This is a genomic window from Saccharopolyspora sp. NPDC049357 (genome assembly GCF_040677225.1).
In the GTDB taxonomy this organism is placed as follows: Bacteria; Actinomycetota; Actinomycetes; order Mycobacteriales; family Pseudonocardiaceae; genus Saccharopolyspora.
The window spans coordinates 1-25,115 of the sequence record NZ_JBFAQJ010000052.1 but is presented as its reverse complement, the minus strand read 5'-3'; the positions used below and the strand labels follow the sequence as shown (position 1 = coordinate 25,115).

The 25,115-nt window shown below is 68.0% G+C and carries 31 protein-coding genes; 16 read left to right on the top strand and 15 right to left on the bottom strand.

What is annotated here, in order from left to right:
- Window positions 1-46: 46 nt before the first annotated feature.
- From AB0J91_RS29435 to AB0J91_RS29425, 3 genes are read right to left on the bottom strand one after another with little or no spacing between them, the layout of a single operon-like run.
- Window positions 47-1,528: a DNA translocase FtsK gene (locus AB0J91_RS29435; RefSeq protein ID WP_363875312.1), complete on the bottom strand. Its 1,482-nt coding sequence runs from the start codon at window positions 1,526-1,528 to the stop codon at window positions 47-49.
- The gene (locus AB0J91_RS29430; RefSeq protein WP_363875309.1) at window positions 1,509-3,044 is read right to left on the bottom strand and encodes a relaxase/mobilization nuclease domain-containing protein; all 1,536 of its coding nucleotides are present in this window, start codon (window positions 3,042-3,044) and stop codon (window positions 1,509-1,511) included. The genes AB0J91_RS29435 and AB0J91_RS29430 overlap by 20 nt, the downstream gene beginning before the upstream one ends.
- Window positions 3,041-3,469 (bottom strand): hypothetical protein, encoded by a 429-nt coding sequence (locus AB0J91_RS29425; protein WP_363875307.1) that lies wholly within the window; start codon window positions 3,467-3,469, stop codon window positions 3,041-3,043. Before AB0J91_RS29425 ends, AB0J91_RS29430 begins: the two co-directional genes overlap by 4 nt.
- Window positions 3,470-3,667: 198 nt before the next feature.
- Here AB0J91_RS29425 and AB0J91_RS29420 point away from each other — a divergent pair, with 198 nt between their 5' ends.
- Entirely contained in the window at window positions 3,668-4,039 is a 372-nt protein-coding gene (locus AB0J91_RS29420; protein WP_363875304.1) for a hypothetical protein, read from the top strand.
- A 72-nt stretch (window positions 4,040-4,111) separates the two neighbouring features.
- Here the strand turns inward: AB0J91_RS29420 and AB0J91_RS29415 are convergent, their stop codons facing one another.
- Both AB0J91_RS29415 and AB0J91_RS29410 read right to left on the bottom strand, forming a co-directional pair.
- Entirely contained in the window at window positions 4,112-5,188 is a 1,077-nt protein-coding gene (locus tag AB0J91_RS29415) for a DUF2637 domain-containing protein (RefSeq protein ID WP_363875301.1), read from the bottom strand.
- Between the two features lie 151 nt (window positions 5,189-5,339).
- Window positions 5,340-6,413, bottom strand: a complete 1,074-nt coding sequence (locus AB0J91_RS29410; RefSeq protein WP_363875298.1) for a hypothetical protein — start codon at window positions 6,411-6,413, stop codon at window positions 5,340-5,342.
- 228 nt (window positions 6,414-6,641) lie between these two features.
- Between AB0J91_RS29410 and AB0J91_RS29405 the strand changes: the two genes are divergently transcribed.
- Genes AB0J91_RS29405 through AB0J91_RS29395 form a run of 3 tightly spaced genes read left to right on the top strand, consistent with a single transcriptional unit; the run spans window position 6,642 to window position 7,940 of the window.
- A complete protein-coding gene (locus AB0J91_RS29405; RefSeq protein ID WP_363875295.1) occupies window positions 6,642-6,920 on the top strand; it encodes a hypothetical protein in 279 nt (92 codons plus the stop codon).
- Entirely contained in the window at window positions 6,917-7,324 is a 408-nt protein-coding gene (locus tag AB0J91_RS29400; RefSeq protein WP_363875292.1) for a type II toxin-antitoxin system VapC family toxin, read from the top strand. The genes AB0J91_RS29405 and AB0J91_RS29400 overlap by 4 nt, the downstream gene beginning before the upstream one ends.
- Window positions 7,325-7,358: 34 nt before the next feature.
- Entirely contained in the window at window positions 7,359-7,940 is a 582-nt protein-coding gene (locus tag AB0J91_RS29395; RefSeq protein WP_363875289.1) for a hypothetical protein, read from the top strand.
- A 428-nt stretch (window positions 7,941-8,368) separates the two neighbouring features.
- Here AB0J91_RS29395 and AB0J91_RS29390 read toward each other — a convergent pair whose 3' ends face one another.
- On the bottom strand, window positions 8,369-8,950 hold the full coding sequence (locus AB0J91_RS29390) for a hypothetical protein (protein WP_363875286.1): 582 nt from the start codon (window positions 8,948-8,950) through the stop codon (window positions 8,369-8,371).
- Window positions 8,951-9,119: 169 nt separating this feature from the next.
- Here AB0J91_RS29390 and AB0J91_RS29385 point away from each other — a divergent pair, with 169 nt between their 5' ends.
- Together AB0J91_RS29385 and AB0J91_RS29380 are read left to right on the top strand one after the other, a co-directional pair.
- Window positions 9,120-9,500, top strand: a complete 381-nt coding sequence (locus tag AB0J91_RS29385; RefSeq protein WP_363875283.1) for a GNAT family N-acetyltransferase — start codon at window positions 9,120-9,122, stop codon at window positions 9,498-9,500.
- Between the two features lie 50 nt (window positions 9,501-9,550).
- Window positions 9,551-9,835 carry a hypothetical protein gene (locus AB0J91_RS29380; RefSeq protein ID WP_363875280.1) on the top strand — a complete coding sequence of 95 codons (285 nt, stop codon included), beginning with the start codon at window positions 9,551-9,553 and terminating at the stop codon, window positions 9,833-9,835.
- Between the two features lie 45 nt (window positions 9,836-9,880).
- On the opposite strand, the gene AB0J91_RS29375 is transcribed toward AB0J91_RS29380, so the two are convergent.
- The 4 genes from AB0J91_RS29375 to AB0J91_RS29360 form a co-directional block, all read right to left on the bottom strand.
- A complete protein-coding gene (locus AB0J91_RS29375; protein WP_363875278.1) occupies window positions 9,881-10,240 on the bottom strand; it encodes a hypothetical protein in 360 nt (119 codons plus the stop codon).
- Between the two features lie 171 nt (window positions 10,241-10,411).
- On the bottom strand, window positions 10,412-10,744 hold the full coding sequence (locus tag AB0J91_RS29370) for a hypothetical protein (protein WP_363875275.1): 333 nt from the start codon (window positions 10,742-10,744) through the stop codon (window positions 10,412-10,414).
- A gap of 119 nt (window positions 10,745-10,863) precedes the next feature.
- Window positions 10,864-11,154: a hypothetical protein gene (locus AB0J91_RS29365; RefSeq protein ID WP_363875272.1), complete on the bottom strand. Its 291-nt coding sequence runs from the start codon at window positions 11,152-11,154 to the stop codon at window positions 10,864-10,866.
- 105 nt (window positions 11,155-11,259) lie between these two features.
- Window positions 11,260-11,385, bottom strand: coding sequence for a hypothetical protein (locus tag AB0J91_RS29360; RefSeq protein ID WP_363875270.1), 126 nt, complete (start codon window positions 11,383-11,385; stop codon window positions 11,260-11,262).
- A gap of 255 nt (window positions 11,386-11,640) precedes the next feature.
- Between AB0J91_RS29360 and AB0J91_RS29355 the strand changes: the two genes are divergently transcribed.
- The 3 genes from AB0J91_RS29355 (at window position 11,641) to AB0J91_RS29345 (ending at window position 13,845) form a co-directional block, all read left to right on the top strand.
- The gene (locus AB0J91_RS29355) at window positions 11,641-11,871 is read left to right on the top strand and encodes a hypothetical protein (RefSeq protein WP_363875267.1); all 231 of its coding nucleotides are present in this window, start codon (window positions 11,641-11,643) and stop codon (window positions 11,869-11,871) included.
- Window positions 11,872-12,488: 617 nt separating this feature from the next.
- The gene (locus AB0J91_RS29350; RefSeq protein WP_363875264.1) at window positions 12,489-13,322 is read left to right on the top strand and encodes a ParA family protein; all 834 of its coding nucleotides are present in this window, start codon (window positions 12,489-12,491) and stop codon (window positions 13,320-13,322) included.
- Window positions 13,323-13,512: 190 nt separating this feature from the next.
- Complete coding sequence (locus AB0J91_RS29345) at window positions 13,513-13,845, top strand: hypothetical protein (RefSeq protein ID WP_363875261.1); 333 nt, start codon at window positions 13,513-13,515, stop codon at window positions 13,843-13,845.
- Between the two features lie 79 nt (window positions 13,846-13,924).
- Here AB0J91_RS29345 and AB0J91_RS29340 read toward each other — a convergent pair whose 3' ends face one another.
- The 4 genes from AB0J91_RS29340 to AB0J91_RS29325 all read right to left on the bottom strand — a co-directional run bounded on the left by AB0J91_RS29340 (window position 13,925) and on the right by AB0J91_RS29325 (window position 18,284).
- The gene (locus AB0J91_RS29340) at window positions 13,925-14,950 is read right to left on the bottom strand and encodes a hypothetical protein (RefSeq protein ID WP_363875259.1); all 1,026 of its coding nucleotides are present in this window, start codon (window positions 14,948-14,950) and stop codon (window positions 13,925-13,927) included.
- A gap of 848 nt (window positions 14,951-15,798) precedes the next feature.
- Window positions 15,799-17,388, bottom strand: a complete 1,590-nt coding sequence (locus AB0J91_RS29335) for a hypothetical protein (RefSeq protein ID WP_363875255.1) — start codon at window positions 17,386-17,388, stop codon at window positions 15,799-15,801.
- 378 nt (window positions 17,389-17,766) lie between these two features.
- Entirely contained in the window at window positions 17,767-17,946 is a 180-nt protein-coding gene (locus tag AB0J91_RS29330) for a hypothetical protein (protein WP_363875253.1), read from the bottom strand.
- Between the two features lie 125 nt (window positions 17,947-18,071).
- Window positions 18,072-18,284, bottom strand: coding sequence for a helix-turn-helix domain-containing protein (locus AB0J91_RS29325; RefSeq protein ID WP_363875250.1), 213 nt, complete (start codon window positions 18,282-18,284; stop codon window positions 18,072-18,074).
- 202 nt (window positions 18,285-18,486) lie between these two features.
- Here AB0J91_RS29325 and AB0J91_RS29320 point away from each other — a divergent pair, with 202 nt between their 5' ends.
- From AB0J91_RS29320 to AB0J91_RS29305, 4 genes are read left to right on the top strand one after another with little or no spacing between them, the layout of a single operon-like run.
- Window positions 18,487-18,882 carry a helix-turn-helix domain-containing protein gene (locus AB0J91_RS29320; protein ID WP_363875247.1) on the top strand — a complete coding sequence of 132 codons (396 nt, stop codon included), beginning with the start codon at window positions 18,487-18,489 and terminating at the stop codon, window positions 18,880-18,882.
- 44 nt (window positions 18,883-18,926) lie between these two features.
- Entirely contained in the window at window positions 18,927-19,460 is a 534-nt protein-coding gene (locus tag AB0J91_RS29315) for an ImmA/IrrE family metallo-endopeptidase (RefSeq protein WP_363875400.1), read from the top strand.
- The gene (locus tag AB0J91_RS29310) at window positions 19,457-20,599 is read left to right on the top strand and encodes an MAB_1171c family putative transporter (RefSeq protein WP_363875244.1); all 1,143 of its coding nucleotides are present in this window, start codon (window positions 19,457-19,459) and stop codon (window positions 20,597-20,599) included. Before AB0J91_RS29315 ends, AB0J91_RS29310 begins: the two co-directional genes overlap by 4 nt.
- Entirely contained in the window at window positions 20,596-21,780 is a 1,185-nt protein-coding gene (locus AB0J91_RS29305; RefSeq protein WP_363875241.1) for an amidohydrolase family protein, read from the top strand. Before AB0J91_RS29310 ends, AB0J91_RS29305 begins: the two co-directional genes overlap by 4 nt.
- A gap of 9 nt (window positions 21,781-21,789) precedes the next feature.
- Here AB0J91_RS29305 and AB0J91_RS29300 read toward each other — a convergent pair whose 3' ends face one another.
- Complete coding sequence (locus AB0J91_RS29300; protein ID WP_363875233.1) at window positions 21,790-21,978, bottom strand: helix-turn-helix domain-containing protein; 189 nt, start codon at window positions 21,976-21,978, stop codon at window positions 21,790-21,792.
- Window positions 21,979-22,129: 151 nt separating this feature from the next.
- On the opposite strand from AB0J91_RS29300, the gene AB0J91_RS29295 reads away from it, so the two are divergent.
- The 3 genes from AB0J91_RS29295 to AB0J91_RS29285 all read left to right on the top strand — a co-directional run bounded on the left by AB0J91_RS29295 (window position 22,130) and on the right by AB0J91_RS29285 (window position 24,708).
- Window positions 22,130-23,293: a hypothetical protein gene (locus AB0J91_RS29295; RefSeq protein ID WP_363875230.1), complete on the top strand. Its 1,164-nt coding sequence runs from the start codon at window positions 22,130-22,132 to the stop codon at window positions 23,291-23,293.
- An 8-nt stretch (window positions 23,294-23,301) separates the two neighbouring features.
- Window positions 23,302-24,030, top strand: a complete 729-nt coding sequence (locus AB0J91_RS29290; protein ID WP_363875227.1) for a creatininase family protein — start codon at window positions 23,302-23,304, stop codon at window positions 24,028-24,030.
- 174 nt (window positions 24,031-24,204) lie between these two features.
- Entirely contained in the window at window positions 24,205-24,708 is a 504-nt protein-coding gene (locus tag AB0J91_RS29285; protein ID WP_363875224.1) for a hypothetical protein, read from the top strand.
- Window positions 24,709-25,115 lie beyond the last annotated feature (407 nt).

Sequence of the window (25,115 nt, the reverse complement as noted above, 5' to 3'; positions counted from 1 at the left end):
GCGCCCCTCGGGAGATGTTCCCGAGGGGCGCAGCGCTGTGCGGGGGTCAGTCGCCGCGCTCGTGGTCGTGCAGGCGGTTCATCCACGGCCGGTGCCGCGGGTGTCGTGCGCCGTCGCTGCCGGTCGCCGATTCGGGTAGCTGCTGGCGGGTGAGGTCCAGGTCGTCGGGGGCGGCTTCGCCGGCCAGCCGGGCGGCTTCGGATCCGCCTGCCCACCGATCGCCCTCGGTGTTCTTGGCGGCCTCGTCGACGTCGGCCGCGGTGGTCGGGTCGACGTAGATCGTGCTGCCGCCGTCGCCGGGATCGACCTCGACGACGTCCTGCTCCGGACTCCCGTCGGCGGGGTCCGGCCGTTCGATGGTGATCCGCGTGTGCGTCACCGAGACCTGGCTGGTGTCGGCTGGTGCCGGCGGGGCGCCGTCGAGGTGACGATCCACGGTCGCCGGGGTCACCAGCACCTCGCGCGCCCGAGTTCCGTCCCGGGGCCCGACGATGCCGCGGGCGTGCAGCGCTTCCATCAGCTGGTCCGCCTCGGAGAAGCTGACACGGAGCTTGCGCTGCAGCATCGAGGTCGAACCGAACTGGCTGTGCGCGACCAGCCGTGCCGCATCGCGCACCAGCGGCGGCTCGTGGGACTGCTCGACCGGCTGTGTGCCGACCGGTTGTGTCCCGGCCGGTTGTGTCTCGGCCGCCGTCTGCGGACTCGCTGCGGCGATGCGCGCTTCGAAGGCCTCGGGCGTCAGCGTCGCATCGGGTGCCGGGTGGGTGTTGAGGTGGCGTTCCATCCGCCAGTGCAACACCGCGCCGATGTCCTTCGCCTGCCCGGCGACGTCGGTGGAGTCCAGCGGGCGCTGCTGGCGCACGTGTTCCAGCAGCAGCTCCGGGCTGTATCCGCTGTCGGCGGCCCGGTCCATGCTCTGCTGCAGCGCACCCCATCCCTCGGAGTGCAGGACCTGCTCGGCCTCGTCCTCGTCCAGCGCGGCGGCCACGCGCTGCACCTGGAGATCAGTGACCGGGTCGCCGGTGGCGTAGAAGTCGGCGAGGTCACCGCCGGCCTCCTGGGTGTTCGCAGCCTTGCCGTTCTGCTGCTGGCGGGTCTCTTCCTCGCGTTGAAGCAGCAACATCATCGCGGCGTAGTCGTCGCTGGTGCGCTGGTGCTCCTGGTTGGGCTGCCAGTGCACACCGACCTTTTTCAACTGCTGCTGCACGCCGGTCACCGCGCGGGCCGCACGGGTGTCGAACGGTGCCCACACCGCTGCTGAGGCCAGCGCCTGGCCGAGCTCGCGAGGGTCTCCTTCCAACGTGCGCAGACGCCGCCAGCTCACGGCAGCCATCTCGCGCTCGGCGCGCAACCGCTGCTGCATCTCCCGGGCTCGGGCTTCGGATTCAGCCGCGGCTTCCTCGGCCCGGCGGGCCTGGATCTGCATCGCGATCTCGGCCGCCGACAGCGCCATCGAGGCGACCACCGCGACTTTCCGCGCCGTGGTGCCGACTGCTTCGGTTGTCTCGTCACCGACCATGTCCGCCATCCCTTCCTCGGTCCTGGTCGACGCCGCGGGGCTGTTCGCCGCGACGTTCGCGTTCCTGTCGTTCGCGCACTTCCCGTTCCTGTCGTTCGCGCTCCTGCTGCTCCCGTTGGGCCTGCAGCTGCTGCGGCGACGGTGTGCGGCGGATGTGCTCCAGCATCTGCTCTGCGGCGCGGGCGGTGCGCTCGGCTTGCTCACGTCGACCGGCGAGTTCGTGCGCCCGTTCCAGGGCCTGGACCAGGCGGCCCAGCTGCATCGTCACCGTCGCGATTGCGATCGGCGCGCTGTGCGAAACCAGGGCGGCATCGGCCACCGCGCGCGCGACGCCGGCCATCGGCGCGAGCACGTCGACGCGGGGCGGCACCGGCTCCTCGTCTGCGGTCTGCGCGGCCGACGCGAGCGCATCAGCCGCGCGCGACAGCTGGTGGCGATGTCCGGGCTCGACCCGGTGCGCCAAGGCCGCGAGCACGCCCGCGGCTTCGCGGGACGCGCTGCTCCAGGTCGCGGCATCGGTGGGCTGGATCTGCTCCAGCCGCGTGCGCATCTCGGCGATGCGCTGCCCGGTTTCTTCCCATGCCTCGGCGCGCAAGCGGCGGTTCGCCAGCTGACGCCCGGTTGGCATGTCCCGCCAGCCTGTCGGGTGCCATTCCCGGCGGTCGTCGGCGACCTGCTCGGAACCGGGTTCGGGCCATGCTGTGCGAAGCGCGCCGAGCGAGAGGTCCTCGGCCAACTTCGCACCGCCGAACCACACCGGCTTTTCACCGGTGGGCGGTTTCAGCGCGACGCTGTAGCCCACCGGCAGCTCCTTGCCGTCCTCCCACCGGGCACTGACCAACACCCCGGACCGGCGCAGCCGCTGCAGGAACTCCGCCTCGGTGCGTGCACCGGCGGCGGCGCCGCGGACCTCGCGCGCCAGCTCCGTCCGCGCGGGCTCGTTCCGGCCCTGCCGCTGCGCGGATTCCAGTTCCGCCCGGGTGACGCCGGGCATCCCCGCGCCGCGGCTGCGGCCGGTCCGCAGTCCCCATTTCGCGGCGAAGTGCTCGCGCACCTCGCGCCACTTGCCGTAGTCGCCACGGATGTCCGGAACGGTGCCGTTCTCGCGGCACAGTGACGCCACAAAGTGAATGTGGTCGTTGCCGTTGGTGGACTTGCCGTGCCGCATCGCGATCCACGGCACGGCCGCCTGACCGTCCGCATCGGTGAAGCCCAACTTCTCGGCGCCGGCACGGGCGACCTCGGCCCACTGCTCGTCGGTCAGCTCGCCGTCCGGCGCGTCGATGGACACCGAGACGTGGTAGACGTGCCCGCCGGATTCGCGGCCGAACAGCCGCAGCGGCGCCTCCATCTCACGGGCCAGCAGGCCACGCTCGAACGAGTCGAGCTCCTGCTGCAGGAAGCTCTCATCCCAGGCCGCCACCATGTGCGGGTTGGTGTGCTCGTTGTGCCGCCCCGGGCCCCACAGGTATTCCAGCAGGCCACGTGTCCGCGACCCGCGTTTCGGCGAGACCTTCGTAATCATGTGCGCGGCTTCAGTTCCGGGGCGATCGAGGCGAGGACGTCGTCCAAGCGCTGCTCCATGCGCGCGATGCGCTCGGCGTGGCGCCACGCTTCCGACGGGATCTCGCCGGTGGCGTTCGCGCTCTTGGTCAGTTGGTTCAGGTTCGTTGACGAACCGCGCAAGATGCGCTTCACCGCGTACAGCTCAGCGACCAGCGCACGCGCTTGCGCCGGTGACATCGAGGGACCGTCTGCGCCAGCGGCGAGGCTCTGCATTCCAGACAGCACGAGATAGCTCGGGACGGTGAGTCCGCACGCTGCAGCACGCGCTGACAGCTGCTCGTACTCGTCGTCATTGACGAGCACTTTGATGGGCTTCTTGCGTCCGCCGTCGTGGCGGACACGACGGCGAGCTGCAGGCGTCGACTGGTCGTCGGCGGCGGTCACGAAACCTCCCAGAGCGCAGCGACTGACACACCCCAGTGTGTCCATCTGACTGCCCCCAGGCAAGTCAGTATCATAGATCAGGTTACCTGATCTACTATCTTGCTCGGCGAAAAGCCGGTGCCGAGCTTCAGCTACGGACAGGTGCGCATAACTGCGCGTTGGCGGCGTTCGCGCGCTGCTCGCGCTACGCTGGCCGGCATGAGCGTGGACCCGATCAAGGCGGCCCGGGACATCGAGGCCCGGCGGGCTGACGAACGCCTGCAGCACATTCGAAACCTCAAGTCGGCGATCGACTCAGACGAACAGATCGCCGAGCTCAAGAGCAACGCGAAACGGGCGCTGAACGCCCTCCCTGAGCAGCTCTCGGGCCCGGCAAAGACGGCTTTGGATGCCCTGACCACGCTGCGGTCAGCGGCGCATCAGCAGGTCAACGATGCACGGAAGGCGGCTGTGGCCGGCGGCTGGACTCCGGCTGAACTGGCCGAGCTCGGCCTGGGTAAACCCGCCCGGAAGCGCACCACCTCCACCAAGCAAAACCCGCCTTCGACGACGTCCTCGGACGCCTCCTAACCGCAGGTCACAGACAGCACAAAGGGGCAGGACACCTAGGCGTGTCCTGCCCCTTCGTCGTGCGCTGTGGTGTCAGCTGGCGGTCAGCCTCAGCTGCCGCTGTTCGGCGCGCTCGACTTCCTCGCGGACCTCGGCGCGGCGCAACCGCCCCCACCGCTCGCTGTAGCCGAACTCCTCGCCGAGCGCGGAGCTCGTCCACCGGTTCGGGTCCTGCCGGACCAGCCGCCGGGCCCGCTCGTTCACATCATCCGTGACCGGCACATCGTGCCGATTGGTTTCCGGTCGGACGACATGCCGTTCCGCATCGACCTTCGCTTCCGATGCCGTTCCGGGGTTCGTTCCGCCGATTCCGGCGGACCGTCCACGCGGCCGAAGGCCGGCCGCGGTGCGCGTTACCCGCTGCACCCGGACGACCGGGCGCGGGCGACGGCGACGGGTGGGTGAACCGGGCTGGTTTCCGGTCTGCCGTTCCGGCACCGGGGCTGCGCTGACGTCGCCGGAACGCTCCGGCACCACGTCGTCGTTGCCCTCATCAGCGGAGTCGTATCCCGCGGTGAGCTGCGCGGCTGCGTGTGTGTGGGGCCCGCTCGCGCCGGTGCCGTCGTGGCGGTCGTCGTGCGTGCCAGTGAGGGCGGTTCCGGCAACGGTCGTGCCGACCAGTTCCGGTACCGGAACGGACAGCAGCTGTGTCCGGAACGCCTCGACCGTTCCGGACCGGTCCGCCATGCACCGCAACAAGAGCAGGCCCGGGCGGAACCGGAACCGGCGTGCGCCGTTCCGCTGCTCGAAGTCAGCGCGCATCTCGGCGAGCACGACGTCGAACACCGCGACCGCCGCGATCGGCAGTCCAGCGGCGACCAAGCGGGCTTCGGGAGTGAGCTGGTGAATCCAGTTGATCCACGATGAGATCGCGGTGAACGTCCACATCAGCAGGCGGCCGCGCATGGCGCTGCGTCCGTAGAGCGACGCGCGGTAGGTGATGAGGGTGGCGCCGAACGCGGCGCCGTCGAACGTGGCCGGGATCAGCCACGCGGACCAGTAGCTGAAGCCGCTCATCTGGTCTTGGCCGTAGGCGTGCAGGCCGACGAAACTGGCGCCCCAGCCCATCAGCGCGGCCAGGGCGACGAACAGCAGCGACGCCGTCGACAACCACCATCGTGCCGCATCGTCACCGTCGCGACGTGCTGCATTGCCGGTCGATAGCATGGTTCCTACCTCGTTTCAGGGGTGCCGGCGGGCGGACTTTCTTGGTCGGAGGGCCGTCCGCCGGTTTCATTTCCGGGTTGGTCGAGCGGTCGATCTACTCGGTTTGCTCCTGGCCGGCTGCCGCGGCCTGCCGGATCGCGTCGATCCGGGCTTCCGCATCGGCACGGATCCGGTCCGCCTCGGAACGGGCGCGGTCGAGGTCGTCACGGTGTTGCTGGCGAACCTCGGCAAGCTCGGCACGGAGCCGCTCCACTTCGGCACGCAGCTCGGAACGCTGCTCGCGCAGGTCCTCGGCCAGCGCCTTCGAATCCGCCGCGGCCTGTTCCGCGCGCGCGGCCTGCTGGCGTGCTTCCTGAACCTGCTGGTCCGCCTCAGTGCGGACCTGTGCCAGGTCGGCGGCGTGCTGTTCGGCTCGCTCGCTGAGGATGCGGTCGCGGTCGGCGCGGACCTGGCGGCCGTCTTCCTCGGCGGCCTGCTGCACCTCGGCGACCCGTGCCTCGGCGTCGGCTCGTACGCGCTCGGTTTCGTCCTGGGCGGCCTCGGCGGCGCTGCGGGCGTCCTCGGCCGCCTGGCGCGCTGCTTCGGCGGTTGCTTCGGCGGCCGCCTGAGCTTCGCGGGCCTCGTCAGCCTCGGCATCGGCGTCCTCACGGGCGGCCCGTTCGTCCTCAAGCTCAGCGCGGGCCTGGTCGCGTTCGGCTTCGGCCTCGTCGGCGCGGTCGTTGGCGGCAGCGATCTCCCGCTCGGCCCGGCGGCGGGCGGCCGCGACCTCGCGACCGGCGGCGTCGACGTCGGAGGCCACCGTCAACGACTCGGCGTAGTCGCCCAGGGCCCTCTGCAGCCCGGTGACCAGCTCGGCGATCTTCTGCGCCTGCTCGCTGGCGCTCAATCGCGCGAGGTCGAGCGTCAGCTCCCCCTCGTCGTCCTCGGCGGCGGCCGGGGCGGCGGTGGCGGCCTGGCGCCCTGCGACCGCCCGCCTGCGGTTGTTGGCGTTGATCCGGTTGTGCTCGACGCCGTCGACCCGCTGCCCGCAGTAGCGGGCGGGCCGGCCGGTGCCCTGACGGCGCGGCACCTCGTTCGTGCACCCGTCCGGCCAGTGGCACCTGGCCCGAGCGTCGCCGGCATCGGCGGCGGGCGCGGCGGCCGGGCCGTCGCTTCGTTCATCGGTCATGCCGATCATCCTACGACGTTTCGTCGTTTCGAGTCAATTCGTTTCAGCGTTTCGTATCGATGTTTCGTGTCAACTCGAAACGATTTGATATGCGATTGCACACGATCGAAACCGCGCATAAGGCTACTTATGTGCGGCTCGGGATCTGGAGGTAGTTAATGGCGGCAGTTAATGACGTCTGCTGTGGCGCCGTTGAGTGGCGCACCGTGTGCGGCGTAAGATGAGGGCATGGATGAAGGCAGGATTACCGTGCGGGACCTCGATCCCGCCGACGTCGACGCGCTCAAGGACGAAGCGGCCCGACTGGGGACCTCGCTGAACCGACTGGCCGCCGACACGCTGCACCGGCGCGCGCGCACCGCGCGCAACCGGCGCCTGCTGCGCGCGGTCGGCACCGCCGGCCACGCCCCCGTCGAGGTCGACGCCGTCGCCGAGGTCCGGGCGCTGCGCGAGGGCCGCGACGAGCGGGCCGCGGAGCTGGCCGACGACCGCGAGGTCAGCCGGTGACCACCGTCGTCGTCGACGCCAGCGTCCTGATCGACGCCCTGCTGCCCGGTCCCCGCCAGCAACCCGCCCTGAGCGCCCTGGAGGGCGCCGAAGTCCTGGCCGGCCCACAGCACCTGCCCATCGAGGTGCTCTCGGTGCTGCGCAAGATCTCGCTGCGCGAGGACTCCCCGGCGCTGCTCACCGCCCGGCGCACCCTCGCCGAACTCGACCTCGACCTGGTGCCGCTGTCCGAGATCGGCGAACGAGTGTGGGAGCTGCGGCACGCCCTGAGCGCCTACGACGCCGCCTATCTCGCGGCCGCCGAACACCTCGGCGGCACACTGCTTTCCGCCGACACCGCACTGCTGGAACACCCCGACCGGCGCTGCGCCGTGCACAACCCCCGCAGCGCTGCGCGACCGTGATCACCACCGCAGCACCAGGCCCCGGAGGTACCTGATGACCAGCAATGCCGCGGACTCGATCAGGCTCAACCGCTGGGCCAGCGCAGCCCATGACGCGCTGGGCGACTGGCTCGGCGAGCACCAGGCTGAATACGTCGGATGCGCGGTCGACGACGACGGCACCCGGCAACTCCGCTGGCAGTGGCCGACCGGCGAGCTCGGCGCGAGCCCCGGGCGCCGCCGCGAGCTACTGGTGCGGTCGCTGGCCGGCGACCTCGACGGGTGGGAGCTCGTCTTCCGCGAGGTCAAACACAGCCCTCGTGGCGGGCGCGTGCGCCACTACGCCTCGACCTCGACGACCGGGCTCAACCTCGACCAGCTGCGCCACGCCGTGATCGAGCTCGTCGACGCCGGCCTGGAACACCTCGGCTCCCCCACCGCCACCTGCGGGCACAACGGCGGTGACAACGCACTGTTCATCACTGCGCTCGGCGCGCTCGTCCTTGCCGTGCTCACCGCGCTATCGATGGCGCTGGGGTGGCCGTGGCTGATCCAGATGCTCCTGTTCCCGGCGACCCTCCTGTGCACCGGCGGGTTGATCGTCCAGGCCGCCCAACGGTGGTTCCTCGGGTACTGACCAGCGAACGGAGCGGCGGGCCTGATCGACCGTCAAGACCGGAGGTTCCGGTGGGTTTCACCGGTTACCCACAGCCACGTCGAACAGTTTTGCTACACTTACGGTGTCGGAAGTTGAACACCAGGAGAGCACCACCCCTATCTAGATTGGTGTTCAACCTTTGTTGCTGTTCACAACTCTGACTGTTGGGGCACTCTGCTTCGTCGCCCTACTCGCCCGACTCGTTCCGGTGCCAGTAGTGATGCTGTTCGTGATCGCCCTCGTCAAACCCGCGGAATCAGTCCGCGCCTTCGGCGACACACTCCACCGCTCCCCGAGCGGGACAACGAACCAGGACGAACCTTCGCCAGCAGCAGACGATCAGTAGTAGCACTTCGACGTCGGATCCATATAGATAATCCCTGTTATCTATCCACTGTGGAGGGAGGCTAGGGGAGGATGACCGGCGGCATCTGGCCGGTCGAGATCCAGGTGAAAACGTAGTTGCCTGCGACGCCGACGACGAGCGCCAGGATGACGCCGCTGAGGACGAGCGAGATGAGGGCGCGCGACCGGCTCTGCCGCTGTAGGCGCTGGACCAGTTCCTCGTTTTTGCGCGCGAACATGGTTTCCACGGCGGCGGCGGCATCGGCGTGAATCGAAGCCAGTCGCTGTTTTTCCTCGGCCTCCGCTGTCAACTCCTCCAGGCTCGCCTTCTTCGCGCGGACCTCGGCCGTCAGCTCCTCGATGAGCTTCTGCGACTGGTCCAGGTGGCGACTCAGCTCCGCCATGCGGCGCTTGAACGCCGTCTCCTCATCCTCGATCGGAGAGGAGGTAGTCGAGCCCAATCGCAGGTCGATCCATGAAGCGGCTACCCCAGCGATGCTCGCCGCCGCCGCTAGCAGCCCAACAACGAAGGTCCCCACCAGCACCGGGATGGGGGAAGGCTCATTAATTGCGACCGCGGCGACCCCCGCCGCCGCTGCGAGAAGCATTGCGATACCGGCTGAGGCGCGGAGGCGGTTATTCATCGAGCACAGGGTAGCGGGGTGATCACCCGGCTCGGAGTCGTTATCCATATGACCTCGCCGAACGCCGCACTCGGGCACCGGTTCCGGATGTGAAACCCGATGCCCCGGTTCGAGATCACAAAGCGAAACCGGGGGCGTCGGCGAGCCGTCGTCGGTGCCCGGACCGATGATGGTCGCCGTGGAGTGTGTGCAGCAGCGGTCGGCGGTCGTGGAGATCGTGCGCATACCTGCCCGGGTGCCGGCGGGCATCGACCGTCTCGACGTGCTCGTCGACGGCCTGCCAGTCGGCGATCTCCTGCTACGGGTGTGCGAACCGTGCGAGGTCGCGGTGATCGAGCACCTGCGGATCGATCGCTGGTACACCCGGCAGGGGCTGGGCCGGCGCCTGGTCGAGGCCGCAACTGCCGAGCACGCAGGCTATGCCTGGTCCACCACGGAGATCTCAGACAACCCCTCGGCGCGCGGTTTCGCTGCGGCCGGCCTCTGGCCGGGCCCGCCTGTACCGGCGTGGTGCGAGCACATGCGCGAGGCCGACGCTTTGATTCCCTGACCAGCAGGAAGCGCTGGTGACCAAGTGCACCGCCGCGCATCCTGAACCTCGTGGAGTCGCGGATTCGAACCTGCCCGGGGTGCGGACTCAGCATCTCGGCCTACACCAGCGGCGTGCTCTACCCCCACCTGGACCTGCGCGGCCAGCCCTGCCAGGGCTGCGACGACGCCGCCGACACCGATGATCAGTGGATCCTGATCCTGCGGGAAGAGCTCGGCTACGACTTCGCCGTGATCGGCGATATCTACGGGCTCACCCCCGACGGCGCCTGCAAGCGCTACCACGGCGCCCGACGCCGGGAGAATGCCCGCGTCGAGCGCCGCGGCTGGGCCTGACCAGAACCGTGCGACTGGCCGCGCCATTTCGTCACGGTGACTTTGCTAGTGCGGCCGGCGGACCGCGGCCAGCAGCTCGTCGCGCTCGTGCTCCGGCATGTCGCCGGGCAGCGCGAACCGCAGGTCGGCCGTCAGCTCGTCGAGCGTGACCGCGGGTTCGATCTCGTGCGCCTGGCGGTGGTGGGTGCGCAACGCAGCCAGCAGGTCGGCGACCAACTGCCGTGCCGGCCCCTCCCCTCGTTCCCGCCAGGTCCAGGCCAGCACGCGGCCGAACCCGTCGCCGGGGTGCAGCAGCCGCGGGCTGTCCTGCCGCAGCAGGCGGGCAATCATGAAGTCGGCGGTATCCCGCACGAACCCTGCGGACAAGGACTCGAACGAGTCGCCGGGAACGGTCACCGTGTGCATGAGGATCTCCCTGGTGCTCCGATGTGGACTGATCAGGCGCAGTGTGCCCGACCGTCCAGACGGCGCGCTTGGGATTTAGACCAGCCCGAAAACCCCTGGCCGCGCGCCCGCTCGGACCTGTCCGGACCTTGTCCGCCAGCGAAGCGGACCGGTCCGGCACGGGCGGACAGCTCACGGTTGAGCTCTCCGCTCGCGCGGCCGCACAGCGGCCTCCGGCACCCACATCTCGGTCGTCAGGTACCCGCGCCCGTTGCGGGACACGAGCTCGACTCCGCGCAAGTGCGCCCACCGGTCACCGGTGGCAGTGAGGTGCCAGGCGATGAGTTCGGCGTTGACCTGGCGGCCGTTGTCGATCCCGCCGGCACGCACGATCAGCGGCGTACCGGGCTGGACTCCGATCCGCTGCGGCGGCAGGGCGTACCGCAGGTCCACCACTACCGGCACCGGTGGTTCGCGCACGTCGCGCGTGCCGCTCCATCCAGCCTCACCACAGTCATCGCTCACGCGTTCGATTATGGCTTGTGAGCTCGCGGTCGACCAGCTCCGACCACGGCACGACCAGGGCATACAACGACGAGCGGGGCGACTCCAGCGCTGGAGTCGCCCCGCTCGTCGGACTCGGTTCACGCCTGCGCGCCTCCGCAGGCCTCGATACGGCCGAGTTCGGCCCACAGCTCGTGGTCTTCGGCCCGCTCGCTGAGGCGAGCGGCGGACCAAGCGAGATCTCGTGCTCGTCCGTCTCCGATGTTCGCGGCTTCGGCCCCGGCGGCGCGATAGTTCGCGGCCGCGCCGAGCAACAGGGCGACGGCACGGAGGTGGTCGCCGATCTGCCAGGTCGAGCCGCAGCGGCGGTCGAGCTCGCGGTACCGGTCAGCGTGCCGCTGGGCGGCCGCGAGGCGGGTTTCGAGGCTCATCGGCTCTCCCTTTTCGCATCTCCGTGGGCGTTGGCGAGTTCCTGCGATTCTTCGACGGGCGAGTCGACGAACCAGTCGATCAGTTCCTGCGGGACCGGTTGCGAGTCAGCCATTGGACATCACCCGGAACCGGGTCGCGCACGAGAGGCAGAACACGCCGCTCGTCGGCATCGTGCACTGCGCGCACGGCCCGATCGGCGGCTCGTAGGACAGCAGCATCGCGATCACCACCGGTTCAGGACGTCGACCGCGTCGGCGAGGGCTTCGACGTCTTCCTCGTCCGGGAGGTGCGTGACGGGCGTGCTAGACATAGGTCATCTCCTGTTTCAGGGGATCCACGCCCGGTCGGATCTGGTTTGCGAGTCCTCATCCGGCCGGGCGCACAACATCTGATCTATGCCACTTTCATGTGGCCACTTTAATGTGGCATTACTGCTGGCGACTGTCAACTAGGAGTGGCCACACGAATGTGGCATGATGCTCGGCATGGAGGATCCCGTCGAGCAGGCCCGGGCCGAAGTCCGAGCGGCGCGAGAAGCGGCTGATGCCGCCGCCGATGCCGCCCAGCAGGCCCTGCTGCGCTATCACCACGTGCTCGCCGAAGCGCAACGGCAGAAGATCCTGAAGCAGTCCGAGCTCGTGGATCTCACCGGCTACGGGCGCGAGCACCTCCGACGCATCGCGCGGGCGGCTGGCGTACCCTCTCCGCGCGCCTAACTGCGCGCCGTAGCGCTCAAACTGGGATCGCCCAGGGATTGCTCCCATCCTATTTCGTCACGTGACATAAATAAGCGCTGGTCAACGCCTTTCACGGATCGCCTGCCATTGGGCGCGCGCACCCGGCTGCATGCGCTGTCTCAGCTGGACTGAAACGTCTGAATCCACACGCGTTTTCACGCCGTCACTCACCTGGGTCCTCAAGTGTTCCTGCAGACCTATTGTCGTGCGTCTCCTCGGACGTCTGACTCAGCGTGCTGATAAGCGCAGGTCATAGCACGTGTGCACTTATGGCCTCACTTGGTAGTGCACACGTGGGTACACGTTGATTTCCACGTTTCGTAGTCAGTCTCGGTGCACGTGGTTTCGCACCTTGGATTACTGGCGTGTCTTCGTGTGTGTTGACACGTGAAGACACGCGCTTGATCAAGCGTTAGTGAGCAAGTAGGCGATCGGGTTCTTTGTCACCTTGCTGAGAATGCTTCTTCCCGGGCTGGTTTACGTGCTTGGCTACTGCAGTGTTCCTCCGTTGATCAGCGCGCTAGGGTGACCACGTTGCAAGCGACGGGCAGTCGTGCGCTGATCCCAGCGGGTTTCGAAGTAGGAGGAGTCACCTGATGGCGCGTAGAGCCGCAGCTGTGAATGACAAAGGGGGAGTAGGCCGTACCCTGCTGATACGTCTCTTTGCTGAGTATCTGGCGCGGTGGCATGACCTCAACGTGCTGATGGTCGACCTGGACCACCAAGCGATCCTCTCGCGGCGAGTCGGCTTCGATATGTGGGGCCGGGATGCCGAACTCCCGAACGCAGCAGGACTCTTTGACCGTCGCATTCAGGCTGGAGATGCGGCGGACTTCATCCACCCGATCCGGTGGGATCACGAGCGGTTTCCCTGGGCAGCCCGAATCCACATCATCCCGGGCCATGAGGCGCTGCAGGATGTCGAGGAAGACGGGCACGGGAACCCATCTGGCCGCGTTCGACGAGCCTTGGACGGTGCTGACGACGGCTACGACGTGACGTTGTTCGACACGCGGCCGGACTTCGGCAAGAGGTCTCAGGCTGCGTGGGCGGCCTCCCATGATCTCTTCGGCGTTACCGAGCCCTGGCGCGACGAGATGGAGGGTGTCGCCCGGCTCCTTCAGCGGGTTCTCGACTTCCGCGATGACTTGGACAACAAGGAATTGGACATCGCGGGGATCATCATCAACGAGTTCAACAACCCGTCCGAGCACATCCGGAACAACATCGCAAAGCTGGAACGTGCCGCGACTGCGCAACGGGTCTGGACTGACTGCCCTCTGCCGAACCGTCGCTTCATCACCGAGCAGATGAGCACCGGTGAGCCGTTCGCGGCGATGACGAACGTGAAGAACACGGCAGCCATCGATGCCGCTGTCGAGCCACTGATCAAAAAGTTCCTGGAGGTGACCGGTGTCGGTGACGCATAAGGATGACGAGCTGACAGTCCCGTCGTCGCGGCGGCCGCTTCCGCCTCCTCCGCCTGGTGCGAAGCGGGAGCGCAAGGAGTCGAATGAGGACGCCGTTGAGGCCACTCCCGATGTATCTCGCCCAGCACGGCGTGCATCTGCGCCGCGGAAGCGTTCCCGCCCACAGCTGACCTTGTACGTCTCGCCGTCCGTGCAGCAGCGATTCAAGCGCTACCGGGACGCCGGGGGCCGCAGGCGGACCAACGCCGGCGTGGTCTTGGAGGCGATCGGTACGAATCACGACCGGCTCGGTGAAATCATTGCCGCATCGCGGCGGTCAGCAGCTCCTGGAGGTGACCTGTTCCCAGTCGATCCGGCAACCGTGCGGTACCTGGGATCCGGAAGCGTGCAGATCCAATTGAGCCTCACTGAGGAGCAGCTCGACGTCATGGACCGCGTCACCGAGGAGTTGGGGTTCGCGAAGTGGGCGACATGGGTCGCCCCCGTCCTGAACGAGTTCTTGCCTGGAACCAAGGACTCCTGAAGCCGCTGGTGAGGAGCGCTCCGATCGAGCGTGACCACAAGGCACGAAGGGGGCCTATCCCGCACGGGGTGGGCCCCCTTCAACGTTCTCCACGGGCATGAGCACCGAGATCATCTGGAACGAGATCCCCGCGAACACGGATGAGCTGTGGCCGGTGGCGCCACCGGCCGAACTCGAAAGCGCCGTCGACGGCGATCTCAACGACAGTGTCGATCACCGTGGGTTGGTACCAAACGTCATCGGCCTGGCCAGGCAGACCGGCGACGGTGCCGGGTAGTTGGGTTGGGCTGCCGCTGGCGTGCAGGCGGCTTGTGAGCTCGGTGGCGAGGTTGTGGGGGAGGGGTTGGGTGATGCCGGCGGGTCGCCATCGTCCGGATCGGGTTGGGAGTCCGAGGACGAGCGAGGTCGCGGTGACGCCGAGAACCGCGGCCTCGGTGGTGGTGATGGTGCGGGTTTTGCGCCATCCACTGCGGCGGCCGGCAAGGTAGGCCGCGTTGCGTGGTTTCGCGACAACCCCTTCGACTCCTACGGCCGCCCAGGTGGGATCCAGCCATGTCAGTGCCTCTGAGCGCTCGGGGGTGGCTGGCACCGGTTGGACCAGGCCCTGGTGGCTGGTGCTGAGGAGTTCGTTCAGGGCGTCGCGGCGGCGGTGGTACGGCTGGGGCCGTAGGTCGACGTCGTGGTGTGCCAGTAGGTCGAACGCGACGTAGTAGACGGTGACGCCGGCCTGCTTGCGGTGCTGTGGGCTGTTCTGCAGAGCCGAGAAGTCCAGTCGGCCGGTGTCTCGGAAGGCCACGATCTCACCGTCGAGGACGGCGTCGCCGAGCTCGGCGACGGCGGCGACGATCTCCGGGAATCGGGACGTCAAAGCGCGTCTCGCGCGTGACCACAGACCTCGGCTCGATACGGCACCGCGCCAGCCGTCCAGCTTCGCCTCATAGCTCCAGTCATCGCCGGTCGGGACGTGGTCGACGGCGCGAGTCTCGGCGAGGTCGATCGGTAGCTGGAGGGGCATGGCCACCTCGATGTTGGAGCTGAGGCGGGCCGCGCCGGTGCAGTGGCCGGCCCGCGTGGCTGTGGCCGACCACGTTCCCCTCGTGTCCACCACAACACGCTCAGGCTAGCTCAGGTGTTCGAGTGATCGCCATCGGTCGAGGTCGCGTGTCGGCGTGGGACTGGGTCTTCCACCGGATGGGGTGGGATCGGCGGGCGAGTCGAGGTGTGCACCAGCGGTGACCGGCTCGATGTGATCGCCAGTGGTCCACGTTTGCACTACCGGCGTCGTGAACCGTATTTACGGTTCGCGGTCACAATTTGACGTGAATCCGCAGGTCACAGCTTGCGAAGGTTGCGCGATGACGATCTGCACCGTGTACAGTCATGGGTAGTTCGAACGACCGGTGCTGTAGAGCAACCTGGGTTTTGACACCAAAGTGCCAAAACCTCCGGTGGTCCGAACACCAGCAAGGCCGGCCCCCGCGAGGGAACCGGCCTGCTGAACCGCCGAGCCGGTCAGGATCGAGGCCACAGCTCCCCAGCTTTGAGAACCTCGATCACGACCTGAGCGGTACGGGAAAGCGCCCCGAGTGCGTCGATCACGACGACGTACCAGGGGCGTTTCTCATTTTCACGGTGATTCACCGCAGTCCTCCTCGATGTCAGGACGCCCGCGTCCGCGGGGCGACCCACGACAGGCCCTGTTGCCTGCCGAGCACGGGGAGGAGGACTCGATCCATCACCGCTTCGATCATCATACTGATCTCCCCGCCACGAAGAGGCCTTCGCACCTGGTCCGCCTCGCGCGCGCGTACGTACGCGCGAGCGCCTAGGCCCACCCCAAAACGGCCCGCAGCCCCGGAAAGTGGCTTGCATCACCCCCATTTGGCCCATCCTTTCGGCGCCCCAGAACACCGGCATCCCGGTTACAAGGCGGGCCGTCCCTGATCCCTCGTCTCATCGGCGCCGTCGTGCTTCTCGTCGTGCTCGGGCCAGCGCCCGCGCATGGCGTTCTTCGGGTGTGCTGGCGGATGCCGGCTCGATTGCGGCCGTGGCGGGCGAGTGGTCCTGGTGCTGCGCGTCGGTGCGCTCGTGAGCCTGGCGCACCAGCTCGCGCCGGAGTTCGTCGGCGCGGGAGCGAGTGGTGGCGCGCTGCTGGAGCTCGGCCGTCACGTGGGCTCGGGCGGCGGCGCGGGCCTGGTCGTCGGCGGCGAGTTCGCGCGGGGTCAGCGCGGTTTCGGCGTCGCGCTGCTGCACTCGGGCCTGGTGGGCGTGCTCGGTCGTGAGCTTCTCGTGGGCGCGTTGGCCGCGCTCGCGGATGGCCTCGGGGGTGAGCCGCTCCAGGACGCGGTCGAGGGCGAGGCCGGGCACGATGACGTCGGCGTCGACGGCGGCGCGGCCGATGGCCTGGATGAGTCCGGCGCGGCCGACGACGTGCTGGAGGCGGGCGGTGGTGCGGCCGTGCTGGTTGCGGCCGGGCAGGACCTGGCCGCGGTCGTTGCGCCATGCCGCCAGGCGTGCCTCGATCCACCGGGCCGGTGCGACGACGCGTTCGGCGGGCATCGACGGGAGCGGGGACCACGACGTGGGCCGGAACTGCAGGGCGTGCAGCACGTCGTCGTTGGTCCATCCGGCCTGCCAGTACGGGCGGCACAGACTCCGGACCCACTTCGCGGAGAGCCGGGCGAGCACCTCGTGCCGGCCACGCAGCTCGAAGGCCGCGGCGAGCATCTCCGCCCTGGTCACAGGCGCCCGACCTGCAAAAACCGAGGCCATCTCTTCGTCAAAGCGGGCGCGTAGCGCCTCAGTAATTTCAGTGCTAACTGAATCTTTCTGCTCGGACTTGTGGAAAACCTCTACGCGCGCGTAGGAACCACCTGCTTTCGTAACGCTCTCCCCTTGAGGGGAGAGCGTTGGGGTCCAGGTTTTATCCCCAGCAACTGGTGCGGTCGTGATGAACGGGCCGACCATCTCGGCTCGGCGGCGGGCGATGCGGCGCTGGCGGGCGGCTTCGAGGTCGGCCAGGCGCTGGAGGATGTCCGGTCCCTGCTCGGCGTCGACGTCGCCGGGGCGGACGGGGATGCGCAGGGCGTAGACGGCCGCACGGTTGCCCTCGACGTCGGCGCGGGCCATCGGCCGGAACCGCGGTGTCGAGCCGTGCTCGATGGTGGTGAGCCACCCGGTGACGCGGAGCTGGCGCAGCCAGCCGGCCATCGTGCTGCGGGCCCAGCCGGTGGCCTCGCACAGCCGCTCCCAGGTCGGCCAGGACTCCCAGTTCTCCCAATCGGCATGAGCCGCAAGGCAGTGCGTGAGCGCGTAGAGGCGCCGGCGGGTGCGCAGTTGCAGCGTCTGCACCCACTCCTCGGCGGCCAGGGACTCCAGCCATTCGACTTGCGAGCGCGGGTCGCGGTTGCCCAGGGCTTGGGTGGGTGTGGGCCCGATCTCGGCGGCCTCAGCAACGCCGCCCTGGGCAGCCCAGCAAGGACCGCAGTGAACGGTCCGCAGCGGCAGCGGACGGGGGACGCCCGGCCGATCACCGCAGGTCACGCACAAGTCAGCTGGCGTGTTCTGCGCACGATCGGACGCAGCGTGGTGCTCGGCAGCCAACGGCGCACACGCGCCGAGCACGACGTCATCGACGCGGCAGTCATGAACCTGCGGCGTGTCGATGCGAGTTGGAGTGGATTTTGGAACAGGGCGTGCGCTACCCTGAGAACGCCTCTGCAAGGCAGCGTCCTCCTGGTGGCGGGCGCCTGGCGGAGAGCGGATGGCGGTCCGCTCGGCCACACAAACAGCAGGTCGGTGATCCTGGCGGGGATCCGGCCTCGAAGACCGATCCGACGGCACCGGCCCTGGCGGGGGCCGGTTTTTGCTGTCCTAAGTGGAAGCCCGGCGCGTGTTCAGTTAGGCCTGTTCGCTACTGGTTCACGCTGTCTCGGGTAGCACCTCCGCTCGGTCTTCCTTGGCGATCTGCCGAGCTTCGTCCAGCGTCAGCGAAACGAGCGGCTTGCCCGGAGGACGCTCCAGGTCCAGGGCGTCAGCCAGCAGAATCGCTGCTGCATCTGACCTGCTGATGCCGTACCTCGCTGCGATGACGTCGACCACCCTGCGATGCTGGGGGGCGGTCCGGACCGTCATCGGCGCTTCCTCGGGCCCCCGTTTTGGAGCTGGCATGATCGTGAACCTATCTGAATCACGATCAATCTCGCACCCGACACGCCGAATCGAGTTCATGCCGCGCGTGAGGTGCTCAGGGCGTGGAGCGTTGCACGTGAGAAGCGCCAGCAGTCACCGAGGCAAACGCCGGGGATCGTTCCGCGCTCGGCCTCGCACAGCAGCTCGTCCTCGGTGATCTGCAGCAGCTCGGCCGCTTCCTCCGGAAGCAGTGGAGTGTCTATGACGGCGTTGCTCGCGCGGGTAGCGCTCGTGGCGGTGGTAAGCACGGTCTCCCCCTAGTGCGTCAGCCCCGCGCAAGCCGAACGGTGATCAGCTGCGTGTGAGCGTTGGCTACAGTGGACGAACGTAACTGGATGAAGACATCACGTCAACTGACACGCTAGCAGGGTGGGGATATGTCGCCCGATGATGACAGCGCGCTGTCATTGAGGCATCATGGTTCCATCTTGGGGTCAGGGAGGGCACGAGATGAGCGAGCAGGATGTGCCAACCGCAGCCTTTGCCACGCGGTTGAACCACTACATCCGAACCCGACGTCAGCCGGACGGGTCCGCTTGGTCAGTGCCGGCGGTGGCCGCCGCTATTGGAGTTAGCCGCCAGCACATGTGGAACCTCTCCAAAGGCTCGGCGAGCCCGAAGTGGGAGGTCGTCTGCGCACTGGCTGACCTGTTCGACACCAAGACCGACGCGTTCGCCGAGGGGCTCGACGAAGAAGAGCGTCGTCGTGACGAAGCGATGACGGTGTTCTCGCGCGCCGGTCGGGAGATGTCGGTCGAGCGGCTGGAAAGCGTGGTCTCGTTCATCCAGTTGCTGGAACACCAGCGCGGTCTCGACAAATCGGATGACAACGACACCGACTCGTAAGCAGGCGAAACTGCTGCGGTCGGTGAGACGCTGGGGTTGTGGACATGAAAGGTCGTTGGGAATCCTGGCGTGCCGAGCGTCGACTCGTAAGGCGTTTGCGGCGGCAGCTTTCGGAGCTGGGAATCACCGGCCCGATGGGCATGGAAGAGGTTGCCGAGCGGCTGGGCAAGCATCGGGGACGCCCCACGATGCTCGTCCCGTACCCGCTGCTTGCCGGCGAGGCCTTCGGCCTGTGGCTCGGGACGACCGGGGCTGACTACATCCTGTACCAGGAGACCGCCTCGCCGTTGCACCGCGAGCACATCATTGCCCACGAGATCGGGCACATGCTCTGCGGGCACGAATCCGATGAGATCGATGACCAGGTGATGGCCGATCTCATCCCCGGTGGCCGACCCGATCTCGTCCGCAGCCTGCTGCGGCGCACTCACTACGACCGCCCCAAGGAACGCGACGCCGAGACCGCGGCTTCCCTTCTCTTGACCGAGGCGCAAACCGCCAACCAGGTTTTGTTGCCATCGCGCACTCCTCGCGCCGAACGGATGCGCGCCACGCTCGTCGATCGGCCCTGGCTATGAGCGGGCTGGTCGAGCTGCGCACGGTGCTGCTCCTCGGCGTCATTGTGTTCTTCGGTGCGCGGCTCGTGCGCACGCCGCAGAACCGCGCGCTGTGGGCCCTGATGATCGTGCTCGTGCTGCACTTCTCGTCGGACCAGCTGCAGGACCTCGCATACGCGGCCGCCGCCAACGAAGTTGAAGCCGGCGGGCTGGCGAAGCTGATCCAGAACATCGTGCTGGCCGCGAAACTGGGCGGCATCGCCGCTTTCTTCCTGCTCTCCACCGGCGGACCAGACGCCCGTCGCCGAGCACGGTGGGAAGTGCTGCCGTTCCTCGCCGGCACGATCGGCATGACCGCAGCGATGTTCTCCACGCCCGCGCCGCTGCGAGACCACAGCTTCACCTCAGCCGATATGCAGGTCCCCGGCATCGCCAGCTTCTACCTGATCGCCGGGGCGTATTTCATCTACATCACTGCGGTCGGTGCTGGTTGGGCGTGGGCTTACGCGCGCGAAAGCGATCACCGCTTGGGCCTTGGCCTGCGCGTGGCCGCCTTCGGTCTGGCGTGCATGTTCATCGCGAGCGTGCTGCGGGCCGGTTTCGCCGTGGTCCGGGCGTTCGGGGGTTCGGTGCCGCCTGGACTCAACCGCATCGGGATGACCCTTTTGATCATCGCCCAGCCGGCGGTCATCACCGGGCTGATTCTGGGCGCGGTCCTGACCGTGATCGCACGGGCGTCGGTCTGGTGGCGCCAGCGTCGCCAGTGGCGTCAACTGCGACCGCTCTGGGCTCATCTGCACGCGGTGTTCCCTGATGACGCGCTCGATCACCAACACCAGCTCACAGACTCGCAGGAACGGTGGGCCGTCTCGCAGATCCGGCGGCGCTGGTGGCGTCGGGTCGTGGAGATCCGCGACGGACTGGTGCAGCTCAGCCCGTACCTGCACGCCGCCGGGTGGGACGACGCGCTCCCTCCGGACAACCAAGCCGCGATCCTGCGCACCGCAACCGAGTGGCGGCAGCAGGGTGCGACGGTGGAGCGTGCCGACACCGTGCCCGTGGCCGCGCCCCCGCGCGACGATCTCGCAGCCGACCTCGAACAGCTGCTGACCCTCTCCCGCGCGCTGGCAGAACAACCTCGAACTGCGGAGACCGCATGATGATTCTCAGTGCCGACAGGCTGCTGCCTGGTCCGTCCGGGCAGGTCGTCGACGACGGCGCACTGCTGATCGAGGGCGATCGCATCGCGGCCATCGGCCGGCGGGCCGACGTCGAGATCCAGGCGCCGGCGGGCACCGAACACCGGCGGCTTGACGGTGCGACGCTGCTGCCTGGCCTGATCAACGCCCACGTGCATTTGGCATTCGACAGCTCGGCGGACCCGGTCACGGCTGTGCAGGAAGCCTGCGATGAGGAGCTGCGGGCGGGAATGCGCGAACGTGCGCAGGCCGCGCTGCGCTCCGGCTGCACGACCCTCCGGGACCTCGGCGACCGCGGTGGACTCGCGGCCCAGCTGCGCGACGACATCAAGCGGGGCGACGTCCCCGGACCGCGCATCCTCGCCTCCGGCCCACCACTGACCACGCCGGGCGGTCACTGCCATTTCCTCGGCGGAGAAGTCGACGGCCCGGCCGACATCCGCCAGCGCGTCCGCGAGCTCGCCGAGCTCGGCGTGGACTTCATCAAGATCATGGCGTCCGGAGGACAGCTGACCCCGGGCTCACCACCGATGTGGCAGTCGCAGTTCAACGCCTCGGAGCTGAAAACGGTGGTAGACGAGGCCAGTCGGCTCGGCCTGCCGGTAGCCGCCCACGCTCACGGAACCGAGGCCATCACCGACTCCGTCCATGCCGGAGTCACCACGGTCGAGCACTGCACGTGGGTCGCCGGGGAAGGCCAAGAGATCCGGCGGGACGAGCAGGTCGCCCGGCTCATGGCCTCATCCGAGATCGCAGCGTGCGCGGCCTCCAGCCGCAACTGGCGGGGGATCATCGACAAGATGGGCAAGGAAGCGGCGGAGAAGATTTACGGCCGCCTGCCCTGGATGGACGCACTCGGGGTACCGCTGATCACCGGCACCGATGCGGGCCTGCCGAGAAGTCCCTTCGACGACCTTCCTGGTGCACTCCAGCTCTACACCTACCTGGGCTTCGAGGCCGCTGACGTCCTCGAAATGGCGACCACCGGCACCGCAACCGCGCTCGGCCTCGCCGAGCGCACCGGCAGGCTCGCGGCCGGCCTGGACGCCGACGTCCTGGCCGTCGACGGCGACCCTCGTGATGACCTGGCGGTGCTCAGCGCGGTTCGGCTGGTGGCTGCTCGCGGCGTCGTTGTCGAATAGCGACAGGCCCTACAAACCTGCCTGCCGCTTGAACTCCAGCACGGTCGAGCGCGCGAAGCGCCAGACACTTCCGAGGCAAACGCCGTGGACTTCGCCGCTGCGCGCGGCGGACAGCAGTTCTTCTTCGGTGATCTGCAGCAGCTCGGCGGCCTCACACGGGAGCAGGACTTGGTCGCAGAGCGTTGCTTCGGTGGTCATGTACTTGACTGTGCGGTCCGCGGAGGCGTGCGCGGAACCTGGCAGCACCTAGCACCACCTAGCACGTACCGTGCTAAGTCGTTGGTGAGCCGGGACGCGTCGGCGAGGATCAGGGGGCTAGGTCATGCGGCGGCGGATCCAGGGAGATCAGGTGCGCATCGCGGAGCTCAGGCGCCGACTCGGATGGAGCCAGGAACGGCTACTCGCCGAGCTGGAGCACCACGCCCGCCGCCTGGGGCGTGCAGTCCCAGCCCGAAATTCCCTGCTCACGAAGCTCAGCCGCTGGGAAAACGGGCACAACGTTCCCGACGACGTCGCCCGCGAACTGCTATGCGCCGCGCTCGGCTGCTCCGAGGACGATCTCGGGGTGGGGGAGAGCAGCGCGCCTGTCGGCGGGCTCGAACCGCCTGCCAGCACCACCTCGTCGGCGGCGATCACGCCCGACACCCTGCAGATCTACACGACACTTCTCGGGCAGTACGCCCAGCTTGATGCGATCGCGGGCCCTCGGGCTGCGATCGGCCCGGTGCGCGAGCAGCTGTCCACCCTGGAGGGACTGCTGCACCAGGCGAGCGCCCCGATGCGGCCGGCCCTGGCCGAGCTCGCCGCTCGATACGCCGAGCTCGGCGGCTGGCTGGCCCAGGACACCGGGGACGCCGCGGCGGCCGCGGCGTGGTCGTCCAAGGCAGCGGATTTGGCCGCGCTGAGCGGCAAGGTCGAGCTGACCAGCTATGTCGCGATGCGCCGGTCCAACGTGGCCACCGACGCCGGCAAACCCCACGATGGCCTCCTGCTCGCCGACGGCGCACTCGTCCATGAAGACCGCCTCCCGGCCGATCTCCAGGCCCTGGCCTACCGACAGCACGCCCACGCTCACGCATTATTGGGCGACGAGCTCCGCGCCGGCCGCGCGATCGACCTCGCCCTTGAAACCGCGGTGCACGGCACCGACGCCTCCGGGATCGCCCCGTACTGCGGGGTGTCGTACCTGCAGAGTGAAGGGGCCAGCGCGTGGGTGCAGCTGGGCCGCCCGGACCGCGCCGTCGTGCTCCTGGAGGACGCCCTGCGGACCTGGCCCGCTGATCAGGCCCGGGACAGGGGCATCGGACTGGCGCGCCTGGCCCGCGCCGTGCTGCTCGCCGACGACCTCGAACGGGCCTGCACGATCGGTCACCAAGCCGCGGACGCAGTTCAGGCCGCACCGTCTGCACGAGCCGTGAGCGAGCTGGAGCAGCTGCGCACCGCGCTGCGAACCCGCCGGAACCAACCCACCGTGGCCGAGCTCTCCGACCGCCTTCGACTCATGCACCTGTAAGGAAAGCCGTGATCCTGCCTTCGACGACCGCGACCGCCGCAAAGCACCAGGCCGCCGACGTCGCCCTACTGCCGATCGGGTCGTTCGAGCAGCACGGGGCACATCTCCCGCTCGCGACCGATTCGCTGATCGCCGGCCTCATCGCCGAGCGAATCGCCTCGGCCTACGACCTGTTGTTGCTGCCGACGATCCCGATCAGCTGCTCCCACGAACACGAAGGCCTGCTGGCCGGCACCACATCGATCAGGGCCTCGACGCTGTACACGCTGGTCAACGACATCGCCGACTCCCTGGAGCGGCAGGGCATTCACCGCCTGGCGCTCATCTCCGGCCACGGAGGCAACTACGTGCTGTCCAACGTCGCCCAAGAAGCGTCCGCGAGCCGAACTCGGCGGATGCTGGTGTATCCGTCCAGCGCGGATTGGAACGCGGCTCGCACCGCGGCCGGCTGCGAGCTGACGGCGAGCGAGGACATGCACGCTGGCGAGGGCGAGACCAGCATCCTGTTGCACGCTGCCCCGTCGCAGGTCGGCGACTACAAGCGTGCCGACCACCGCGCCGATCACCGCCCCGACCTGCTGCTGCACGGCGTGGAGGCCTACGCGCCGAACGGAGTCATCGGCCAGCCCTCGCTCGCATCAGCTGAGAAAGGGCGGTCGCTCCTGGACGCCCTCACGAATCAGTTCGCCGCGCGACTGGAACAACTGCGCGCCGCACCGATAGGCCACTCCACCTGATCAGTGTCGGCCCCGTTTACGAACCTACGAATTCCTACGAACCTACGAATTCTTACAATTTCCCCCGACTACATCACACCTCGGCCTAGCCTCCGGAAACTGTCGGATTTGTATGGTTTACTTGAGTCATACGGGCGACGGAACCATCCGGCCCTCAGCTGAAGGGAGTCCCTCGTGGGGCTCGATCGGAAGAATAAGCGCGCGCTGGACAGATTCACCAAGAACTTCGATAAGGAATTGCAAAGGTCCGCGAAGCGGAACATCAAGCCCATTTCGGCGGAGTTCTCCGGATCCTCTGGGGCGTTCGGGCCACCGCCCATCACCAACGTCTATGGCAACACGGTGCATGTTCACGGTGATGGCAACCAGCTTGCGGTCGGTAACGAGGGCGATGTTCAACAGTTTCAGGGCGAGCAGCCATTGGACTTGGCGAAGCTGCAAGATGTCCTTCGTGACCTGCATGCCTCGAACATCGAATTCGGAGATTCCGAGGTCGAGACAATGGTCGCCGAGATTGCCGAGGAAGTAAGGGGGGAGATCGAATCTGCGACGCCTGATCATGGTCGGCTTCGCGAGCTCGTGACCGCCCTCGCGAACTACCTGCGCACCGTGCCGACCACGGCTGTTGGGGGATTCATCGCCCAAGGACTCACGTTGGCACTGCTGCCTGCTGGTTGAGCATCCTGATCCTGTCGGGGACACATCGAGAACGGCCAAGAAGTGGAAGGAGCCGCACGGCTCGACCATTTCAAATGAGAGGCCCGTCTCATGTCCCACTATCACGGGGGAATCGACCCCGAGAACCGTTGGTCCCGCACTATCTTGATCATCGCGGCCGGAGTGATGCTCTGGGGCGTGTGGGATGGATCTGTGCCTGTGCAGGACCTGGTCGAGGTCGTGCTGATCCTCATCGGGACCTCGAGGTAGCCAGCCAGGCTGCACGCGGTTCCCCGACACGGGGCGGGGCCTGTCACGCTCAACCGACCAACAGTGAACGGCGGGGGGCCGGTAGGGGCGGGGCCGGTGGAGGGTGGGGGGGTGGGGGGGACCGGGTGTGTTGGAGTGGGCGGTGGGGGCGCGCGTTG

Bases quoted from the DNA above. Each gene is read 5' to 3' on its own strand.
- AB0J91_RS29435 (WP_363875312.1), bottom strand. From the start codon at position 1,528: ATGGCGGACATGGTCGGTGACGAGACAACCGAAGCAGTCGGCACCACG.
- AB0J91_RS29430 (WP_363875309.1), bottom strand. From the start codon at position 3,044: ATGATTACGAAGGTCTCGCCGAAACGCGGGTCGCGGACACGTGGCCTG.
- AB0J91_RS29420 (WP_363875304.1), top strand. From the start codon at position 3,668: ATGAGCGTGGACCCGATCAAGGCGGCCCGGGACATCGAGGCCCGGCGG.
- AB0J91_RS29410 (WP_363875298.1), bottom strand. From the start codon at position 6,413: ATGACCGATGAACGAAGCGACGGCCCGGCCGCCGCGCCCGCCGCCGAT.
- AB0J91_RS29405 (WP_363875295.1), top strand. From the start codon at position 6,642: ATGGATGAAGGCAGGATTACCGTGCGGGACCTCGATCCCGCCGACGTC.
- AB0J91_RS29395 (WP_363875289.1), top strand. From the start codon at position 7,359: ATGACCAGCAATGCCGCGGACTCGATCAGGCTCAACCGCTGGGCCAGC.
- AB0J91_RS29390 (WP_363875286.1), bottom strand. From the start codon at position 8,950: ATGAATAACCGCCTCCGCGCCTCAGCCGGTATCGCAATGCTTCTCGCA.
- AB0J91_RS29385 (WP_363875283.1), top strand. From the start codon at position 9,120: ATGGTCGCCGTGGAGTGTGTGCAGCAGCGGTCGGCGGTCGTGGAGATC.
- AB0J91_RS29375 (WP_363875278.1), bottom strand. From the start codon at position 10,240: ATGCACACGGTGACCGTTCCCGGCGACTCGTTCGAGTCCTTGTCCGCA.
- AB0J91_RS29365 (WP_363875272.1), bottom strand. From the start codon at position 11,154: ATGAGCCTCGAAACCCGCCTCGCGGCCGCCCAGCGGCACGCTGACCGG.
- AB0J91_RS29355 (WP_363875267.1), top strand. From the start codon at position 11,641: ATGGAGGATCCCGTCGAGCAGGCCCGGGCCGAAGTCCGAGCGGCGCGA.
- AB0J91_RS29350 (WP_363875264.1), top strand. From the start codon at position 12,489: ATGGCGCGTAGAGCCGCAGCTGTGAATGACAAAGGGGGAGTAGGCCGT.
- AB0J91_RS29320 (WP_363875247.1), top strand. From the start codon at position 18,487: ATGAGCGAGCAGGATGTGCCAACCGCAGCCTTTGCCACGCGGTTGAAC.
- AB0J91_RS29315 (WP_363875400.1), top strand. From the start codon at position 18,927: ATGAAAGGTCGTTGGGAATCCTGGCGTGCCGAGCGTCGACTCGTAAGG.
- AB0J91_RS29310 (WP_363875244.1), top strand. From the start codon at position 19,457: ATGAGCGGGCTGGTCGAGCTGCGCACGGTGCTGCTCCTCGGCGTCATT.
- AB0J91_RS29305 (WP_363875241.1), top strand. From the start codon at position 20,596: ATGATGATTCTCAGTGCCGACAGGCTGCTGCCTGGTCCGTCCGGGCAG.
- AB0J91_RS29300 (WP_363875233.1), bottom strand. From the start codon at position 21,978: ATGACCACCGAAGCAACGCTCTGCGACCAAGTCCTGCTCCCGTGTGAG.